We start from the raw sequence: 19,678 nt of genomic DNA on the forward strand, positions 1-19,678 counted from the left end.
TCAACTGAAATACTACCTCGTCTTAGAATAATAGGAAAAAGACAAACTTTCATTTGGTTACGAAGATTATCCTAACTGAAAGCTAATTAGGGTTTACATTAAGTTTTAACTATGAATATTCATAAGCTTATGCAACTTCCGCTTGTTGACGAAAAAGAAAGTGATGCAGCGGTAGTTGTTATAATAGCTAAAGGTCAATATATTTTGTTAATAAAAAGGGTAAGTAATCCGAAAGATCCTTGGTCTGGCCAGATGGCACTACCTGGAGGACACAGAGAGGGTAATGAAACAACTCTTCAAGCTGCAATTAGAGAGTGTAAAGAGGAAGTGGGAATTACGCCCAATATAAAATCAAGCTTGGGAGTATTTTCACCTAATAATATTAAAATTAAAGTTAGAGCATATATAGCTCTATCGGAGGATTTGATTGAACCAAGACCCAATCCTAAAGAAATAGATAAGGTTTTCTGGATTCACGAGAAGGAGTTCATTAAAGGCGAAGACAACGCTTTCTATTATAATCAGTACAGAATTTGGGGTATGACATATAGAATCCTCTCTAAATTGTTTGAAATAGGAGATGTTAAAATTTAAATTTTTGATTTTATAAAAGACTAAAGCGTAGCTAAATGATAAGAGTTGAAATTCCAAGAAAAATATACAGTACATTTGAAGAAATTATAAAGAATAAGGCAATTAGCGTTACAGAGGATACCATGTTATTGTCTTTGAATGATTCCTTAATCGAGATTGAAAGCTACGTTACTGGCAATAGTGATAATATTACTTTCTACTATGGTGAAGATAAATTATGTGAGATATTTAACCTTCTTGAAGTTTCCGATTACGTTTCTCAAGGCGTATACAAGTTTAATAATCAGAAGGACTCAATTATCCACTGTCTGCTTTCAGTTTCGAAGTTTGTTAAAGAAAAAGGCATAGAGGTGTCTTCTAATAGGTATCTTTACGTTAATTCTGAGATATTCAACAGCATCATGAAAAAAATTGAAGAAAAGTATTCAATATTAGGTAAACATGCTATAGAAGGCGAAATACAATACGCTATAAGAAATAGAAATAAAATTACAATAATAAGTATCATATCAACATTAATTGAAAGTAGAGGTATGAGAAGAGTTTATGGTTTTGGCAATCTCGAGAGTGAAGATGATATTACACAGATAGTCGTTCTATTTTCTGACAGAATATATTATCTTGACAAGTTAAAATTCGAAAATATTGATGACCTTGAGATTGGAATAGATAAGATGGTTACGTATATAATTGAGTACGAAGAAGATAACATAGAAAATGAAACGTATTTGTTATTAACAATCAATAATCAAGGAACTTTTGTTGATAGACTTATCGTGATGAGAAGTATTATAGATAATATCAGTGATCTGGTAAGTGATATTGACTTAAAGTTAACCTTTGGATATTTTAATGGTGACTTCGATCTAAAAATAATTAAGAACGGCGATGTTATAGAAGTTGGGAAGATTAAGGGAAATAAGATGTTCACAATAAATGGTTATGAAAGCATATCTGAGGGATATGAAGGAATAAGGAGATTAATAGAGATTGGTATTGAAAAACTTAAGGAAGAGAGTACCTCGTGAATTACTTGGGGTTTAGGTCTCATCGAATCTCATATACTTTGTATTCAACTCTCAACCCGTGGACTTCACTGAAGTCGTGAATTTCACCGCTTATCCTTTCCAATCCCATTAGGGGGATAACCCCACTCACCCTTTGAGAAAACCCCACATTTTGTTTTAACCCCACCACCATTCGGGAATTAACCATCCACATCTAGGGGTGGGATCTAAAAATAAATTGTGATTATAGTAATATATATTTCACGCTTTTATGGTAACTGCTTTCGACGGCTCCACGGGCAGTGAGAAGTCCAATCCCCACCAGCTCTTACAGCCATTTGGGGGACATTATAAGAAAATGTGGTACAAACAATATTTTACTTTTCTATAAGGAGGCTATCAATCCCCGACCTTACTTATGGTTACTTTCACCCCCTTAACCTCCCCAGAGAGTTAATACAAATTTGCCTTCCTTTTCTTTCAATAAGTACATTACAATCATTATACAAGACCCAAAAATTAACTAAATCACCTTCTCGTGATATAAAAGAGGCTGATGGCTCTTCAGAATTTAACCATATTGTATATCTTCCATCTAGAGTGTCCATATGAGACTTAAACTCTCGAATTCCTATCTCTTCTATAACTTTAATGGCAAGTAACAAGCTGTCAAACCAAGCATTAACTAAATCTATCTTCTCCTTGGCCTCTTTCAATGCAAAATACTTATAGTAAAATAATTGGGGAGTGTAAAGCGCTTCCAAAACTATGTTATCTCCAATAAAATATACTTTTAGATTATATTTCGAAAGAAAGTGAGTTATGTCATCGACTTTCTTTTTTATCTCGCCAAAATTCCAGATTTCGTCCGCAAATTTATACTTCCCTAATTCTGTAACTATATCCTCTACTTGCGTGCAATGGTCGTTTATGCACCTAGAGATCAGAAGTTCATTATTCTTCGTATACTCAAATAAGTAATATAGTTCTCCTCCATCACATTTCACTAAATAATTGTTCTTGATACAATAAGTATAGCTAACCATTTAATACGCTTTCGAGAAAACTATTTTATAATTATTGCTTAATATTCCTAATGAAATGGATTGGATTGATGAATTAAGCAGACTCACTAAGATAGCTGAGGGTGGTAATGGAGATTACGTTAAATGGAAAATAACTGCTGTTCCTAAAACGTATGATGAAACTAGAGATGTAGTTAAATTGGCTAATGAAAGAAAACTTTCTCTTTATCCCTTCTCGTTTAATAAGCACCATATAGGCCCTGCAATTAATGTTGATATAGGTATAGATTTAAGTAATTTAAGTAAGATTATTGAGGTTTCGGATGAAGATCTTTACGTTACTGTACAAGCTGGAGTAAAAGTTTCAGATCTTTTTGAATTTTTAAAGAAAAGGAATTTATTTCTTCCTGCTTATTATGAGGGATCTATAGGTGGACTATTAGCTACTAACCTACCCACACCGTTCTCGTCATTTTACGGCTATCCGAAAAATCTAGTTTTAACGGCTAAATTACTTACCGGAGACGGTATTATAGTAAAAGGGGGAGGCAAAACTCTTAAATTTTCTTCCGGGTACAAACTGCACAAAATATTAGCCGGAATGTTAGGTTGGTTAGGAATTTACTTAGAGATTACGTTAAAAATTTATCCGTTTCCAGAGGAAATCGCAACATTACAGAATAGTAACATAACATTAATGAGTAAATATAGACCAATTTCTCTTATCTACGAGATGGATAAAAATGGGGAGAGAGAGTATGCTACATTTATTGGATTTAGGAAAGCTATAGCCAAAATAGAAGAAGAACTGGGAGGTAAGGTTCAAGAAGGCTTTTATAGTATAGATTACACAGAAGGAGATAATGTGATTTCAATTCATACAATCCGGGGAAAGGAAATTGAAGCAATAAAGAGAACAAACAGTTTGATGAAAGTGAATAAGGCTTTAGGTATCATTGGAACTGGGTACTGCAGAGTAGAGGTAAATTCGCTCGAGGGATTAGATAAATTAAGACAAGAAATCAATGGGCAAGTTACTGTTGAAAGAGGTAAATATCATGGTGATTATTGGGGTATTGAAGATAAGGAGATTCTTTATAGGTTAAAGAGCGCGTTTGATCCTAATAATGTTCTTTTGCCGGGTTTGATATAACATGACAAAGACTATTACTATTATAGTAAAGTTTATGTATTGAGAAGAAAATATAGTAAGGACAGTTTATAAACTATTTTATAAAGATTAAGCTTGTGATTAATAAATTAGCGGAGATAGTTGGAGACGAGTGGATAATAGTTGGAGATGAGGTTAAACTTTACTCTTATCCTGCTTTTATACCGCTGAAAATTGATCCACCAATAGTGGTATTGCCAGGTAGTGAAGAAGAAGTAGTTGAGCTCATTAATTTTCTAAATGAGAATAATATAAGATATTTGGTAAGAGGGTCTGGAACAAGTCTAAGTGGTGCTACCACACCTACACAAGGTGAGGTAATAATATCTTTAACTAGGCTTAATAGAATATACTCAGTTGAAGATTTTGAAATAACTGTAGGTCCAGGTTTAGCCAATTTCTTAATTAACAAGACGTTAAATACGAACTTATTTTACGCACCAGATCCGTCTAGTTACGTTGTATCATCAATAGGGGGTAATATAAGTCATGACTCTGGAGGAATGCACACCCCAAAGTATGGCACAACTTTTGATAGTGTAATAAAATTAAAAGTACTTTTACCTAACGGAAAAGTAGAGGAGATAGGTGGCAATAACTTCTTTGACGCCACATCAATATTTATAGGAGCAGAAGGCACTTTAGGAATTATATTAAGGGCTACACTGAAGTTATTTCCGAAGCCAGAAACTAGTAAAACTCTTCTAGCTTCGTTTAATTCTATAGATGATGCTGGAAGAGCAGTAGTTAATATTTACAAATATGGTGTAACCCCATCCGCAATGGAATTCTTGGACAAGAACTCAATAATTGCCATAGAGAACACGCAATATAAAGCGGACTACCCTATGGCTGAGGCCATACTTCTCATAGAACTTGATGGTTACAGTGCAAATGTGGAAGAGGAGGAGTATAGAACAATAAAAGCAATTAGAGAATGTAACGGCGAAGTATATATTCCTAGAAGTGATGAGGAAAAGAACAAGTGGTGGTGGGGTAGAAAGGGTGCATTTCCATCTTTTGCTTACTACTCGCCAGCATATCTTACGTTAGACGCAAACGTTCCAAGGTCCTCATTACCAACAATGCTGAGATTTACTTATGATATAAGTAAAAAATACGCACTTCCCGTAGCTAACAGCTTCCATGCAGGAGATGGCACATTACACCCACTAATTGGATTCGATCCCAAAAATGTCGAAGAGACTATAAAGGCAATTAAGGCTGGTGAAGAGATAACTAAGCTAGCTATAAAACTAGGCGGGGTACCAAGCGGTGAACATGGAATTGGAATAGAGAAGATAAAGTTCATGAAGCTTTATTACAGTGAGGATGATCTAAACGTAATGCGTAGAATAAAGATGGCATTCGATCCAAAACGGCTTTTAAATCCATGTAAGCTAATTCCACCTGCTAAGAACGAAATATGCAATACTGTAAATAGAATTCACACTTACTTATTAGAGGGAGATATATGAGTTCATCAAAACTGACTGATATGTGCACTCACTGCGGATTTTGTTTAGAAACGTGCCCTACTTATGTAGTAACCAGAAATGAAATACACTCACCTAGAGGTAGAATAGAAGCAGTAAGAATTGGAATAGATAGTGTTGGGTTTCAGACATGCATGTACTGTAGACTATGTGAGACTGTTTGTCCAGCAGGTGTTAAGTACGCTCAAATCATAACCCCAGTTAGAAGAAACTCACCTAAGAATGTTGTGATAGAGAAACTTCTAGAAAACCCAAAATTACTAAGTAAGGCATTAAAATTAGCCAGCAAGATGCAACATCCTGATATAGAAAGATTAAGAAAATTTATCGATATTAATGAAGTATCAGAACCTTTAGAAGATAATAGAAACGAAGCCGAGATAATATTATTTCCAGGCTGTATAGAATCTGTAATATTTACTAAGACTGTTCTAAATGCCTACAAATTTCTAAGTAAAAGGTATAAGGTAAAAATCGTTAATGGATGTTGTGGATTAGCTCATATAAGTAATGGAAATCAAGATGGGGCTAGAAAACAAGCGGTTAAATTATCTGAAATGGCGAAGGGTAAAAAAATTGTAACATTACAGTCAAATTGCGCAGCATTTATGAAAGAATATAAAGGATGGTTTGGAGTTGAGATTGAAGCATACGACTTTAGTGAGTTTCTAATCAAAGAAGGTGTAGATTTACCTAAGGTAAATGGAACCTTTACCATTCATTACCCATGTCATGCCTATAGACAGAGATTGACCAACTATATTCATGAGGTCACCACGAGAATGGGCATTACAATTCGCAACATGGAAGATCCTCATTTTGAGTGCGGAGCGGGTGGAGATTATTGGTTATCTCATCCTAAATTGTCCAATATGGTGATGAGTGTTAAGAAAGATAAGATAGCGAAAAGTGGTGTGAAGAAAGTGATTGTAACTAATAGTGTTTGTGCATTGGCAATAAGAACAATGGGCTATGAGGTATATCATATAGCAGATCTACTGGATTCCTAACAAGTTCCATCTTTCGCTAGAGTACTTTTCCCTGTAAAGTCGATTAGCTAATTGCACCTCATTTGATGTGAGACTACTAGTAAAAACTCTGTCTTCGTTTAACGCTTTTGTAAAGCCTTTAACTAAGGCTTCCAAAATGTCGCTTATTCCAATATCTATAAATTCGAATAAACCAGCTATTCTGTCTTTTAAAAAGTCCTCAGTAACGCCAGGTGCTTTAATCACCTTTAACCAGGTTTCTGGCTCGAATTTTAGTAATAGCGTCCCATGCTGTAATAGTGCCTTATCGTCTCTTACTTGGGCTGAACCAGAAATTTTCCTACCAGCTATTACTACATCGCTAGAACCACTTCTCAAATAACATAAATTATGTTTTTCCTTGTCTCCAAGTCCTCTAATGTTTACGTTTTCTCCTAAGATTTGAAGAGCGTATAGGATACCCTTAGCAATCTCAGATGCGGACTCATCTACACTCATCCTAGCTATTTCATTATCTAGGGATAGTACAACGCTATACGTTATCTCGTAATCTTCTGGATGTAATAATGCCCCACCACCTGTAGGCCTTCTTACTAACTTAAAACCAAGTTCCTTTATTTTCTCGATATAAACAGAATTTTTAGCATTTTGACTTCTACCTAGGCTCACACCAGATGGTGACCACATATATAGCCTTAATGTGTTATAATTAGCCTTTTCCCTAGATAACATTATTGCTTCATCAATTGCCATATTATAAAACGGATCTCTAGGACCATCTATGACTATTCTTAACATTTGTAATCGCCTTCAAATAGGTTTCTTTAGCTTTGTAAGAAGTTCTAGCTAAAGGTAGAGAAATTACTGCAGAAAATCCCATAGAATAAGCTATTTCCTCTAGCTTTTTGAACTCGTCTAATGTATAGTATTTCTTAACTTCCAATTGCTTACGACTAGGTCTCATATATTGCGATAATACTAAAATATTAACGCCAACTTCCCTTAAATCCGACATCGTTTGTATTATCTCATCCCACGTTTCACCAAAACCTAGTAAAATGGAGGATTTCTTTATAACGTTTTCTACACATCTCAAGACTTTAAGACTTTGATCATATGAAGCCCTAGGATCCCTAACTATTGGTGTTAGTCTTCTTACAGTCTCTATATTATGAGCAAAAACATCAACTCCTGCTTTGATTATCTTTTTTACCGCAGTGATATTACCCTTAAAATCTGGTGTTAATACTTCGATAGTAACGTTTGGATTAGTTTCCTTTACTGCATTAATAACATTTGCAAAGTGTTCTGCTCCCCCATCTGGTAAATCGTCTCTATCCACACTAGTTATTACAACGTAGTCCAATTTCATCTCTTTTACTGCTTCAGCTATCCTCCTAGGTTCTTCTGGATCTAGTTGAGAAGGCTTACCTTTTGTCACGTAACAGAACCTACATCCTCTGGTACAAACGCTTCCCATAATCATGAAAGTGGCAGTTCCAGATCCCCAACATTCCATAATATTAGGGCATAAAGCTTCCTCACAAACCGTTGCGATATTCTTTTTTACAACAATCTCTGATACTCTCTTAAAATTTTCATTTTCATATATTGCAATTCCAGCTTTTCTAATCATCCTTCTATACCTCGATTATTGCTATTACTGAGCCAGGAGTAATTTTATCTCCTTCACTAACGAGTACCTTTACTACTCTTCCTTTATATTGGGATAGAATCTTTAATATTGCCTTTTCTATTTCTACTTCAGCTATCAAATCACCAACATTAACTTCATTACCTTCCTTTACATATACAGATACTACTTCTCCGCCCCAGTCCCTTCTTCTAGGCCAAATATCCTCTGGAACTTTTAACTCCACTTGCACAAAATATAAAGAGGTTTAGGAAATATAAAAAGACAGTGAAGCTTAGGGTTCTTTTGTCTGAATGGCCAGACAATCCCTATCTGAACGTTGCATTAGATGAGGCTTTGCTACTAAAGCAAAAAGATGGAGCAATATTGAGAATATGGAGAAACGATAAGACAGTAGTATTAGGAATTTTATCAGCTATAAAAAATGAAGTAAATCTGGATTTTATAGAAAAAGAGAAAATTAAATTAGTTAGAAGGATAAGTGGCGGTGGTACAGTATTTCATGATTTAGGTAATATAAACTACACGATTATAGTGGTTAGGCCAGACGATGAGCTAACAGGAATAGATTACCTTTATGACAAATTATTAAGAGGTACAATTAATTCAATAGAGAGTTTAATTAACGATAAAATTGAAGTTTATAACAAAACTGATTTAACATTTAAGGGTTATAAGATCTCTGGAAACGCTGGCTATATTCATGAAGAGAGATATATGTTACATGGAACACTTTTAATTTCTAGTAACCTTGAATTAATGTATAAAGCATTGATAATACCGCCTAAAAATTATAAAAAAAATAACGTAAATATGATAAAGTATAGGGTCAATAATCTTTCTAACTTAATTAACAAGAAGATAACGTATCAGAATGTGATTGAAGCATTAACACAAAATTTCTTAGACCTTCTAGGTTATGAATCTTATTATTTCGACGTACCAACTAATGAAGAATTAGAGCTCGCAGTTAAACTAACTAATGAAAAATATTCTAGAAGGGAATTTATATATAGAAGATTATGAATAAAATATAATCTAGTGTGTTAAAGCGTTTCTGACTTAGGTACTATATGTGATCTAACTGTATATTTTAGATTTAACCAAATAAGATGAGAGAAGAAAACTAGCATCTCAATTTCTTTGCTACTTCAGCCACTCGCTTACCAAGGAATCTAGCTATTGCTATTTCGTTTTCATCTAATTCTTTTTTATTCCCCAAGTGAGTTGCACCGTAAGGACCACCTCCCGTTGTTGTAGTAGATACTTCCTTTATTGCGTATCCTACCGGTACTATTATCATTCCGTGATGATAAGCGTAATTGGCCATTGCAAGTATTGTGCTTTCATGTCCTCCATGTATCGTTGAAGCTTCCGTAAAGAACCCCACAGGCTTTCCATATAATGCTCCTTTAACCCACAATTCTGCAGTTTGATCCAAGAATAGTTTTAATTGCCCAGTCATGTTGCCGTATCTAGTTGGAGACCCCATTATTATTCCATCTGCCCATTCTAGGTCTGACAGAGAAGCCTCAGGGATATCCCTTACGGTGTCGATAGGTATCCTAAACTTCTTAATGGCTTCCTCTGGAAGGTATTCTTTAACTCTTGCAAGCTTAACCTCCTTTGTTATTTCTTTAGCCCCTTCAGCTACGTTTTTAGCTAAATCTACTATTGAACCATACCCATAGAACAATACCAAAATTTTAGGGCATTCCATAAAATAGGGAGTAAACTACAGCTAAAAAAGTCAACTAAAGTTGTAATAAAAATTATACAATGTTGGAAAATTAATTAAAAAAGTTATTTAGAGATTTTCTGTTTTCTAACTTCTAATGCTCCGCCTATAATCCCTAATATGGATAATATACAAGGTGCGAATAGCCCTAATATGCTTCCACTTATCATGTACTTCCAATCACTCTTGTATACACCATATAATGTTGTTAGTGACCCTATTAATCCTACTATACCTAAACCTATAACTACATCGCCAGTTATTAATAATATTTTAACTAGATGGTCTATAAGTGGCTCTCTAGTTATAATGCTGATGAAACTAGCTATTAGTGTTATAATACCACCTATACCAGCTAGAATTCTTCCTATCATTCTTTATCACCTATATTTCTTTAATGCCGTTAAAGTATTAAATTTTTCTAACACATATGATGTAGAAATGCATATTCCTTGTTATAAATGTATAAAATATAAGTATATACTCTCATTCTAACAAAAAAAGATTAACCGTAGAATCTGACGTAAGGTAAACGTTGTACTTTTAAATCAAATAAAATTTTTTCAATTTTATAATCTTCATAGATTAATTCTCTACACTAAATACGTATAACACCGAGAGTAAAACTTGTTAATTTGCATACATTTTTATACACAATATTTATAAGCAGAATCCATATACCTTTTGCTTTTTGCACTATAACTGAATTAATCAATGTATCGTAAAAAAAGAAAATATCTTTATATTTTAATAGAACATTATATGCTTATAAGAAACAAGTCTACAAAAGTATATACTTTAATCTAGCCTACTTAAATCCGATCGCATCTATAATTTTAATTGGTGATAAAATGGCTTTGTTCATAGATACATTAACAAGCCAGTTAGTAGCTATGGCAGTTGCGTTTTTGGTAATGGCTTACGCGTTAATTAGAACATATAGAGTTCATAGCACCGTAACAGATTTCAGAAATGCTATAAAATCTGCTTATGTGCCCTTACTTACATTAGGAACCTTCATGGCAATAACGGGATTATACGGATTACTTTTATGGCCATTACCTGGTAGTTATAACATACTATTTTACGACTTATACCCGATTTTGGGAATAGGATTAATTGGAATTGCGGTAAGTATAAAAAATGACTACAAGCTAGAAATTATGGGCTTCATGGCATTGCTCTATGGCTTAGTTACCATTTATTATGGAGCCGTTGGATACTTAAATAATATGACCTTAGAACCCATAGCATTACTAATACTCTACACGTTAACGGGATTATCCTCAATATTCTTCTATCCAGTTGCAATATTCTTGGACAATGCTAGGGCTGGTAAAGTATTCCTAATATTAGACGCAATACTGTTAATACTATCAGCACTGGTCGCAGGATACATAGCATTAGAGGCAGTACCATCACACTTAGTTGGCTTCTCTAAGTGGACTCCACTATTGTGATTTTAAATCTAACTAATTTTTATATTTCCTCACTAGGAAAAATAATAAGGTATCAGATTTTTTATATATTGAATTAAATTAAATTTCTATCGGAATTGGCAATTTTCCAGCATAACCCCCTATAAAGCTCTCTAACACTATGGAGAATCCAGCTAACACTCCAATATACGTTAGTGGAACTATTATAAATGAATAGGATAATGCAGGGATATCTCCGAAGAATTCCTCTGTTTGCAATGCTATATCTTGAAATATAAGATTTTGCGATTGAAGAGGAGAAGTAGAAGATATCAAAATCGGTAAAAGCGGAAATCCTATATAAAATACAATGGTAAAAGCTATTAGTAAGCTACCAATCCCTTTACCCATTTGAAATGGAAGAGACATTAATAAGACTCCTATAGCTATCAGTAACATATAAGATGTCTGTATGAATGCCCCTAGATTCATATAGAAGTTTAGCAGTATTAATAAATCAGTTAAAAATGAGATATACTGTAAAATAGGAGTTATGAAAGAAGAAAGAATAGTGGAGATCCTAGAATAATAAAGTATTGTAGCTATAACAACATAAATGATCTTGGCCATATTTAACGCAGTAACCATTTGAACTTGAAGAAGACCGATATCTAAGTAAAAAACATTCCAGCTTACTCCTAAGACCGTCTGCAACTGATTTACTAGAGAGATAATAAAGCCAAAGATATTTGATAGGACAGCCACATAAAGAGAATTTAGTATCATCTTATATCCCATATCCTTAACTGCACGTACTGGAATTGGAGAGCCATAAAGAATAGCTCCTAAAGAATAGGAAAGCGAGTCTATCACAATTGCTAAATATAATATTTCAAATGGGGAGTACACAACGTTCATAAAAATTATATCTAGCTGAGAGAGAACCGATAGTATTTTTAATTAATCTTTTTAGGTATTAAGTTAGATGAGTTCATTATCAACTAGAGAAATTAAGTTAATATTCCTAAATTTCATGAGTTACACCTTCCTAGTTTATAACTACTCCATACTTCTAGTGTTCAACTCTCCTTATATTTCGCAATTATTGTTTAAGGGGTCATACATATTTTCATTATTGGGTATATATGGGCTGATATTAATTGACGTCATAATGAGAGTACCCGGAGCTTATGTATTAGGGCCACTGAGTGATAAACATGGTAGAAAGTTCGTCACAAGGATAGCTAGTATAGGTTCAGCTTTACCTTTAGTCATAATAGCATTGTTGCCTAATCCTTCCTCAATAATTTTAATGCTATTATATGCAATACAAGGTTTCTTCACTGGAGGTCTTTCAGCAGGTATAACGGTAATAGGTCTTGAGGATCTGCCAGAAAGACATAGAGGTTGGTTTGGTGGTTCAGGTTTTGCAGTTGGTGGTTCAGCATACCTAATTGCGTCCATAGTGTTCTTTACGATAATTAGTTTCTTGGGATCGTCGCTTTATACTGAAATAGGTTGGAGAATAATGTTCTTGACGTCTCTTTTGATTTTACCCTTTGGCTTTCTAATGCCGGAATCGTTAAGGTTTAGGAGAAATAAGGAAAAAGTAAAATCACCGATAAGACTACTTATTTCCTCGTATAAGAGACAGTTCATTTTTGCCTCAACAATTACTGCTCTTTGGGCTTCAATTAATGCCTTAGTAAATGTTATGTTACCCAATTTCCTTTATAGCGTAGATCACTTGTCGAAAGTTGAAATAGGATATATGTCCCTAATTTACAGCATCGTAGCAATTGTATCAGCATTTATGGGGGGAGAATTAAGTGAAAAAATTGGAAGGAGAACTGTATCAATAATAGGTGGTATATTAGGGATTTTATTATCGATTGTCTTTTTATTAATGGCCTCATCTCCATCATTAATAATATTGTATGTTATAATATTAGGGTTTGTGTCAGTATTTGGCGGAGGAGGAATAATGAGTTATGTCAATGAGAATTTCCCCACTAAGATTAGAAGTACCGGAGTTTCCTTAAGCTGGAATATAGGATTTTTAATAGGAAATACTGTTCCGTTATTGCTTACATTAGCCCTCTACTATTCTTCAATAACGTTATTTCCAGTAGTTGAGACAATAGCGATGGCTACTTTAAGTATTTCAGTAGTAATTATAAGCCTTATCTCTCATGAGACCAGAGGAAATATAGAGTTAGAAAAGCAGTAGCTTCTTAGCATTTATCTCACATATTTTCTCTTTTTCTTCATTACTAAGATGTTCAATCGCGTCATAAGGTCTAAAGTAACCCATCTTAAATGGATAATCACTACCTAATACTATATTATCAACACCAACAAACCTTATCATGAAATCTAATATTTCATTATTAAACAATAGCGTATCAAAATAGAAATTAGATAGAAAATCACTAGGTTTTTTACTAATTTTTTCTCTGACATCACTTCTGGTTTTATAACCATGATCAAGTCTCCCAATTTGATATGGGAGAAAACCCCCACCGTGAGGTAAAATGACCTTTATATTGTAATCTTGTATTATCCCACTAGTTATCAAGTAAGCTGCAGCGATCGTATCCTCAATTGGAACACCTAAGATATTCGTGAAGAAATACCTTCTTAACCTATCTTTTCCAATCACGTCAGTTATTTGGGGATGAATGAAAACTGGTATTCCTAAAGAGCCTATAACACTGAAAAATTCCCTAAATTCGTCTAAATTTCTTCCATTTATATGAGTGCCTATCTCAACCCCTTTTAATCCTAAATCTTTCACCGCTCTCTTTAGTTCATCTACAGCCAAAGAAGGATATTGGAGAGGAACGCCTGCAAATCCTAATAGCTTACCGTTACTTTTCTCTGAAAGCTTTGATAATTCATCATTGAACCTAGTGTAAAATTTCATTGCAGTTTTCTCATCAAGGTCATAAATGTATGATATTGGAGCTAATGATAAGACTCTTATATCTACTTCTCCTCTTACTGTTTCCTCAATGATCTTATCTTCCTCCAATAATCCGAGATACGCTTCGCCATTCCAAACAATATTTCCAATTCGTATGGATATTTGGTTACTCTTGTCAATCCTTTCTACGCTAAATTTAAGATCATCTTTCATATCTTTCATAATTTTTAACGGAAAGTAATGAGCATGAAGATCTATTTTTAACATCAATACTAATTTGTAAGACTAGCTTATATAGCTAAGATTATTTTGTTTAACCTCTTAACCTTATTTTCTAAAGAACTTATAGCAAAAGATTTCACAAGTGCAGAGATCGGACCTTTTATTACAGTACCTTTTATACTTCCTATGTATTCGTCTCCAATTTTTAGCACTATAGCCCTCTGAATTGGTTTGAATTCAATTTTATTATCCTTTAACGCGTTATTAATAGCTACCTCACCAGCTTGTAGGGCAACTTGAGCTGATTGAGGAATAAAACCATCTTTAAAGTTAGCACAATCACCAGCTCCATAAACAAAATCATAATCGACCGATTTTAGAAATTTATCAACTAACATTCTATTGTTTTTATTAGTTAAACCTAGATCTTTTATTATTCTAGGACCAGAAAATCCTGCAGAAAATATAGTATAATCAGTTTTTATAACCCCTTGAGTGGTAATTATTTCGTTTTCTCTTATTTCATCTATTCTGGCTTTCAAGATTACATTAACACCCTGCTTTTCTAAGATATTCTGAACTTCTTTAGAAAAATCTGGAGTCAAATATGGCACTAATCTGCTCTCAACCTCTATTACATTAACTTGATAACCCCTTTTGCTTAATGCACCAGCTAGCTCAACGCCTAGTGCACCGCCTCCAAGAACTGAAACTCTAGAATTCGGTTTAAGGGACTTAATTCTTTCAATAACCCCCAAAGTGAATCCCAATGCGAACTTATCGGCTCCTTTAATTTTACTTAAATCTTGTTCATACCCTAATGCAATTACTAATTTATCAAATTTAATGTTTCCTTCTGTAGTAATTACCTTCTTTTCTTTAAAGTCAACATTCAAAATTTTACTCTTAAAGTCTACCTTCCTAGGGATTAGCGCATAAGATACCGGAAGATCCCTTTCTATAGTTTCTATTAATCTTGGGGTATTTACCATAAAATCGTTTTCATCTACAAGTATAGCATTAGGATAAGCCAATTTTGCAGAAATTCCTGCAAATCCTCCACCTAATATTACTATTCTTTCGCTTGCCATATGTTTATACTTTACATGTTAGTATTTAAATATTACAGCTAATATCTTAATTAAGTAGCTAGTTTTTATATACTTTATTTATTCATGCCTTGCAATCATATATCAAATAGACTTATTAATGAAATTTTCTCCAAATAATATCAATAAAAATCAAAATTTTGACTGATACACCGATATTGTCTAAAAATAGGTTAGGAAAATTAAATACAAGGTAAAATAAGATTCATGCCCCTATCTTATCTCGAAAATAAAAGCTCATTGGATCTATTTTTCACTTAGAACTATTCCCTTTTCAATTAACTTATTTATTTCATCATCGTTATATCCTAATTCTAACAATATTTCCCTTGTATGCTCGCCAAGTCTTGGAGCTTTCCCTTTAACACCTAAACCTTTAATAGGGAAATGAACATATTTAACACCGTCTAACTCATAAGTCAATTTATTTCCATATTCTCTAAAAGCTTCCTCTATATTAAGAACCGGCGCAACTGGTACATCAGCCTCGCTTAAAACTTTAACCCAATAGTCTCTATTGTTTTTCTCAAAAATCTTCTGTAATTCACTCGTTATATAACTCTTATTTTCAAGTCTCTTAGAAACAGTATCAAATTTGGCTAAATCCTTACGATTTAGTACGTCACATAATCTTTGATATTGCTCATCGGTAAATACTGCAACGTATATGTAACCATCTGAAGTTTTAAAAGCTTGATAAGGAACCAAATACCTATGTGAAGATCCAGATCTTTTAGGTATCCTGCCGGTATTGAGATACATGTAAGCGTCTTCTAGAGTTAAATAAAATTGAGTATAAAGCATTGGTACATCTAAAAAGGCTGGCCCTCCACGATACAATGCCCACAATATTAATACCGTAGCAAATAATCCCGTAGTTATATCTGAAATGGAAGTAGCAAATTTAGCTGGCGGGCCATTTTCCTCTCCAGTCATGTCCATTAGACCACTCAAAGCTAATATAATAGTATCATAAGCTGGCCTGTCAGCTTCTTCAGAAAAGTTTCCAAAACCAGTTATGGAGCAGTAGATTATATTAGGATTTAACTTTACCACGTTTTCATAATCCACCTTAAGCCTCTTTAATGCAGAAGGCCTATAATTAGTTACTAAAATATTAGCAGTTTTTACTAGCCTCCTAAAAATCTCATATCCCTCTTCACTTTTTAGATTAATGGCAATACTCCTTTTGCCCTTATTAGTACTTGCAAAGTAAATACTAATGCCATTTATTTCAGGTTTCACTTTCCGCCTGTCATCTCCATAAGGCGGTGGTTCCACTTTGATTACATCAAAACCTAGATCAGCTAATATTTCACCCACTAATGGTGAGGATATATTACTTCCAAGCTCAATAACTCTAAGCTTCGACATATTCACTAACTAAAAACATTAAAATCTAATAATTAAGATTACTTGACATCCTAACTAACTGATCTCTTGATAATTAAGTCAACTCGAGACCTTTTTCCTTAATAATAAAAATTTCTAACGTATTACTAATTCTTTAACACATAAGGAGAAAGAAATAACCAAACTATGTAAATAAAATGGAGTGATCGCACTAAAAAACTTAGCTTATTGTGCTTGTTGTTCTTGAATTATTATTTCTTCTCCTGTTATTTCCTCTAAACTTTTACCCTTAGTTTCCTTAACAGCTATAATAGTTAATACAGCACCTATAATTGAGAGTATTGATAGCATTACTAGAATGTTCTTTAAGCCCATTGAAACCAAAAGCGATGGAAATACATATGTGGTTATTGCGGCGCCTAACTTACCAGCTGCAGCGCTAATACCATGACCAGTAGTCCTAGCCCTAGTTGGATATACCTCCGCGGGAATTACGAAAGTTGTAGTATTGGGCCCAAAATCTATGAAGAAGAAAGATAGCGCATATATTAGAAATGCTAGCTCAGCTGGAATTGTCAAACCAATTATTTTAGTTCCCTTAGTCAATATTAAGGATGAGACTACTGCATAAATTATTGCCATCATTATGAAGCCTTGAGTTTGAATAACTTTTCTACCTAACTTATCCATCAACGCGACAGCAGTGAAATAGCCAAAGAATCCAACCATATATGGTAAGCCTTGCTCTATTATTAAATTAGCTATACTAGATGGACTCCCTAATATTAACTGTGTAATTGTACCAGAATAAATCCCTGTACCATAAAATGCAATATCTAAAATAAACCATGTCCCCGCAGTGCCTATTAACGTTAACCAATATTTTGATAGAAATTCAGAGACTGACAATGGTTTTGCAATGGCTTTCTTTTCCTCAATCTTAGCTCCTAAAAATTCAGCTGCCTTTTTAGCTCCCTCTACGTCTCCTTTAGCTAGCAAAGAATACCTCGGAGTTTCTGGGGTTTTCCTTCTAAGGTAAATTACTGTAGCTGCGGGTATTGCACCTATTGCCGCCATTACTCTCCAGGCAGTATCCAAAGGAAAAACTAGAGCTGCACCTGCACCTACTGCAACTGCTGCCAAACTACCTAATCCTTGATTTGCGAAAACTAACGCTACTAACTTACCTCTATCTTTTACATTTGCGTATTCGCTCATTATTGTAGCTGAAATTGGATAATCACCACCTATTCCTAGACCCATTATTGACCTAAACGCTATTAACCAATAAATATTTGGAGAAAATGCTGAAAATAAGGCGCCTAATGTCATTAATATGGCCTCAACTCCATATATGGCCTTTCTTCCTATTTTATCACCCAGAAAACCAAAGACCAATTGTCCTACTATTGCAGTGAATAAGGCAGAAGAGGCTAATAGCCCAGTAGTTACCCCATTTAATGGAAAATTAGGACTATTTAATTGTTTTAAGACATCCAATATCGCGCTTATTATAAATAGATCATAAGCATCAGTGAAAAAACCCATTCCAGCTGTGTACCAAACCTTTATATGGTTAAATGTTAGCTTCAATGAATCAATAGGACCTAAAGGTGTTTTTGGTATTCCCTTATCCATTCCGTCTCATGTTTTTCTTCGTTCTTACCATTATATATTTTACCTATAAATTAAATATAATCTATTGTTAACTACATAGTCTATATAGCGACCTCAGTTGCTTAAACATTAGTAATTGAAATTAAAATATCCTAGCGGAATATCTTATTTATAAGTAAAATTAAAATAGTAAATATAGAAGATATAATCGTTGAAAAAAGCAGTACCGTTGGGTTTACCTTTAATGGGAACGTTTTCGATAAAGCGAAATAATATCCTCTTCCTAAACTTAAAAAGTATGTAGAATTAGAAACCTTAATATAGGGTACACCTAGTAAATTGTAGTTACCAGTAATTCGATAAACTCCGGGATCACTAATAAAGATTGAATAACCTAAAAGTAATTTATTATTAGACAAGATATAGCTCGGTTCTATTGAATATACATCATAAATTGGCTCATCAATTACACTTTTATTATTCAATATCAATAAGGCAGATGTTGAATTTATTATTATAAGTGATGAATTATTTTCTAATATGGACCCTAAAATGGGAAATGGAGTTTCGACTCCATTATTGGTTATAACAAAATGGTCAGTTATGCTAGTAGCAGGATATACTCGTTGATTAGTAGTGTTGTAAATATAAAATGTGAAATTCCTATAATTTATAAATCCGACCTCTAATACTGTTACCCCATTAAGACCCTTGACTACGTCAACTTCGTAGTATGATGAATTAAATACTGTCACTGGGGCATAAGTGTAATTAAATGGTAATATCAGATTCGCTGAGAGAGATGAATGAGAGGGAATCACATAATGACTAACTTCTGTAGCATTAATTATCTGTTCTTTAAAAGTGTAAAGGTTATTAATTTCACCTGGAATAGTCACATCTTCTCCCAAACTCACTGTCTCATTAAAATGAATAACGAATGGGTAATTCATTACCCAAATTACTATATTTAACGGATTCATATAAGGTATGATAAAGGTTTCGTTTAGCCCTTCAGTTTCAAAACCACTCCACAATATGTATTTATCTACTACTATTGAAAAGATATTTGGTAAATTCGTGGAGATATATAGTGTCCAATTTGCATTGTATGATATATGAATGACGTAATTTATAGACGTAGTGTTTATGGGAATTAATTTCTCCTCAATAAAATACGGGAAATTAAAGTAAGAATACAATATACATGAGTCATGAAATGTGTAAGAAGAGTAATTTATTGAAACTGAACCCATAGTAATAGTTGAAAAGAGAATTAGGCATAAAAGTACCAAAATAGTTTTCATATTACTTATAGTTGGACTAATCATTTTAAGCCTTATCGCTAAAATAATAAAC

Annotated in this window: 21 protein-coding genes; 8 read left to right on the forward strand and 13 right to left on the reverse strand. The window is 33.7% G+C overall.

Annotated elements, in window-relative coordinates; genetic code table 11:
• The first annotated feature begins 111 nt into the window (after positions 1-111).
• Both V6M85_RS09400 and V6M85_RS09405 read left to right on the forward strand, forming a co-directional pair.
• Positions 112-594 carry a CoA pyrophosphatase gene (locus tag V6M85_RS09400; protein ID WP_338599165.1) on the forward strand — a complete coding sequence of 161 codons (483 nt, stop codon included), beginning with the start codon at positions 112-114 and terminating at the stop codon, positions 592-594.
• Positions 595-629: 35 nt separating this feature from the next.
• The gene (locus V6M85_RS09405) at positions 630-1,622 is read left to right on the forward strand and encodes a hypothetical protein (RefSeq protein ID WP_338599167.1); all 993 of its coding nucleotides are present in this window, start codon (positions 630-632) and stop codon (positions 1,620-1,622) included.
• A 19-nt stretch (positions 1,623-1,641) separates the two neighbouring features.
• On the opposite strand, the gene V6M85_RS09410 is transcribed toward V6M85_RS09405, so the two are convergent.
• Together V6M85_RS09410 and V6M85_RS09415 are read right to left on the reverse strand one after the other, a co-directional pair.
• On the reverse strand, positions 1,642-1,809 hold the full coding sequence (locus V6M85_RS09410; RefSeq protein WP_338599170.1) for a hypothetical protein: 168 nt from the start codon (positions 1,807-1,809) through the stop codon (positions 1,642-1,644).
• Between the two features lie 220 nt (positions 1,810-2,029).
• Positions 2,030-2,647: a hypothetical protein gene (locus tag V6M85_RS09415; protein ID WP_338599172.1), complete on the reverse strand. Its 618-nt coding sequence runs from the start codon at positions 2,645-2,647 to the stop codon at positions 2,030-2,032.
• A 55-nt stretch (positions 2,648-2,702) separates the two neighbouring features.
• Between V6M85_RS09415 and V6M85_RS09420 the strand changes: the two genes are divergently transcribed.
• The 3 genes from V6M85_RS09420 (at position 2,703) to V6M85_RS09430 (ending at position 6,303) form a co-directional block, all read left to right on the forward strand.
• Positions 2,703-3,779, forward strand: a complete 1,077-nt coding sequence (locus V6M85_RS09420; RefSeq protein ID WP_338599174.1) for an FAD-binding oxidoreductase — start codon at positions 2,703-2,705, stop codon at positions 3,777-3,779.
• A 95-nt stretch (positions 3,780-3,874) separates the two neighbouring features.
• Positions 3,875-5,275, forward strand: a complete 1,401-nt coding sequence (locus tag V6M85_RS09425) for an FAD-binding oxidoreductase (protein WP_338599177.1) — start codon at positions 3,875-3,877, stop codon at positions 5,273-5,275.
• Positions 5,272-6,303, forward strand: coding sequence for a (Fe-S)-binding protein (locus tag V6M85_RS09430; protein ID WP_338599180.1), 1,032 nt, complete (start codon positions 5,272-5,274; stop codon positions 6,301-6,303). Before V6M85_RS09425 ends, V6M85_RS09430 begins: the two co-directional genes overlap by 4 nt.
• On the opposite strand, the gene V6M85_RS09435 is transcribed toward V6M85_RS09430, so the two are convergent.
• Genes V6M85_RS09435 through V6M85_RS09445 form a run of 3 tightly spaced genes read right to left on the reverse strand, consistent with a single transcriptional unit; the run spans position 6,289 to position 8,168 of the window.
• Positions 6,289-7,080, reverse strand: a complete 792-nt coding sequence (locus tag V6M85_RS09435) for a biotin/lipoate A/B protein ligase family protein (protein WP_338599182.1) — start codon at positions 7,078-7,080, stop codon at positions 6,289-6,291. The two genes, V6M85_RS09430 and V6M85_RS09435, sit on opposite strands and share 15 nt — an antisense overlap.
• Positions 7,052-7,918, reverse strand: a complete 867-nt coding sequence (gene lipA, locus V6M85_RS09440) for a lipoyl synthase (RefSeq protein ID WP_338599183.1) — start codon at positions 7,916-7,918, stop codon at positions 7,052-7,054. The genes V6M85_RS09435 and lipA overlap by 29 nt, the downstream gene beginning before the upstream one ends.
• Positions 7,919-7,922: 4 nt before the next feature.
• A complete protein-coding gene (locus tag V6M85_RS09445; protein ID WP_338599186.1) occupies positions 7,923-8,168 on the reverse strand; it encodes a biotin/lipoyl-containing protein in 246 nt (81 codons plus the stop codon).
• Positions 8,169-8,203: 35 nt separating this feature from the next.
• On the opposite strand from V6M85_RS09445, the gene V6M85_RS09450 reads away from it, so the two are divergent.
• The gene (locus tag V6M85_RS09450; protein WP_338599189.1) at positions 8,204-8,962 is read left to right on the forward strand and encodes a biotin/lipoate A/B protein ligase family protein; all 759 of its coding nucleotides are present in this window, start codon (positions 8,204-8,206) and stop codon (positions 8,960-8,962) included.
• 100 nt (positions 8,963-9,062) lie between these two features.
• Here the strand turns inward: V6M85_RS09450 and wrbA are convergent, their stop codons facing one another.
• Both wrbA and V6M85_RS09460 read right to left on the reverse strand, forming a co-directional pair.
• Positions 9,063-9,656: an NAD(P)H:quinone oxidoreductase gene (wrbA, locus tag V6M85_RS09455; protein ID WP_338599192.1), complete on the reverse strand. Its 594-nt coding sequence runs from the start codon at positions 9,654-9,656 to the stop codon at positions 9,063-9,065.
• Between the two features lie 83 nt (positions 9,657-9,739).
• Entirely contained in the window at positions 9,740-10,048 is a 309-nt protein-coding gene (locus V6M85_RS09460; RefSeq protein ID WP_338599195.1) for a hypothetical protein, read from the reverse strand.
• 477 nt (positions 10,049-10,525) lie between these two features.
• Here V6M85_RS09460 and V6M85_RS09465 point away from each other — a divergent pair, with 477 nt between their 5' ends.
• A complete protein-coding gene (locus V6M85_RS09465) occupies positions 10,526-11,134 on the forward strand; it encodes a DUF981 family protein (protein WP_338599196.1) in 609 nt (202 codons plus the stop codon).
• A gap of 78 nt (positions 11,135-11,212) precedes the next feature.
• Here the strand turns inward: V6M85_RS09465 and cedA are convergent, their stop codons facing one another.
• Positions 11,213-12,010, reverse strand: a complete 798-nt coding sequence (gene cedA, locus V6M85_RS09470) for a DNA import protein CedA (protein ID WP_338599200.1) — start codon at positions 12,008-12,010, stop codon at positions 11,213-11,215.
• A 67-nt stretch (positions 12,011-12,077) separates the two neighbouring features.
• Between cedA and V6M85_RS09475 the strand changes: the two genes are divergently transcribed.
• The gene (locus V6M85_RS09475) at positions 12,078-13,322 is read left to right on the forward strand and encodes an MFS transporter (protein ID WP_338599203.1); all 1,245 of its coding nucleotides are present in this window, start codon (positions 12,078-12,080) and stop codon (positions 13,320-13,322) included.
• On the opposite strand, the gene V6M85_RS09480 is transcribed toward V6M85_RS09475, so the two are convergent.
• From V6M85_RS09480 to V6M85_RS09500, 5 genes are all read right to left on the reverse strand, one after another.
• Entirely contained in the window at positions 13,308-14,285 is a 978-nt protein-coding gene (locus tag V6M85_RS09480; RefSeq protein ID WP_338599206.1) for an amidohydrolase family protein, read from the reverse strand. The genes V6M85_RS09475 and V6M85_RS09480 overlap by 15 nt on opposite strands.
• Before the next feature lie 23 nt (positions 14,286-14,308).
• The gene (locus V6M85_RS09485; RefSeq protein ID WP_338599208.1) at positions 14,309-15,331 is read right to left on the reverse strand and encodes an NAD(P)/FAD-dependent oxidoreductase; all 1,023 of its coding nucleotides are present in this window, start codon (positions 15,329-15,331) and stop codon (positions 14,309-14,311) included.
• Positions 15,332-15,595: 264 nt separating this feature from the next.
• On the reverse strand, positions 15,596-16,723 hold the full coding sequence (locus V6M85_RS09490) for a CaiB/BaiF CoA-transferase family protein (RefSeq protein WP_338599211.1): 1,128 nt from the start codon (positions 16,721-16,723) through the stop codon (positions 15,596-15,598).
• A 204-nt stretch (positions 16,724-16,927) separates the two neighbouring features.
• Positions 16,928-18,340 carry an MFS transporter gene (locus V6M85_RS09495; protein ID WP_338599214.1) on the reverse strand — a complete coding sequence of 471 codons (1,413 nt, stop codon included), beginning with the start codon at positions 18,338-18,340 and terminating at the stop codon, positions 16,928-16,930.
• Between the two features lie 131 nt (positions 18,341-18,471).
• Complete coding sequence (locus V6M85_RS09500; RefSeq protein ID WP_338599217.1) at positions 18,472-19,626, reverse strand: hypothetical protein; 1,155 nt, start codon at positions 19,624-19,626, stop codon at positions 18,472-18,474.
• Between the last annotated feature and the right edge of the window lie 52 nt (positions 19,627-19,678).

The sequence above is a fragment of the Sulfolobus tengchongensis genome, assembly GCF_036967215.1.
Classification (GTDB): Archaea; Thermoproteota; Thermoprotei_A; order Sulfolobales; family Sulfolobaceae; genus Saccharolobus; species Saccharolobus tengchongensis_A.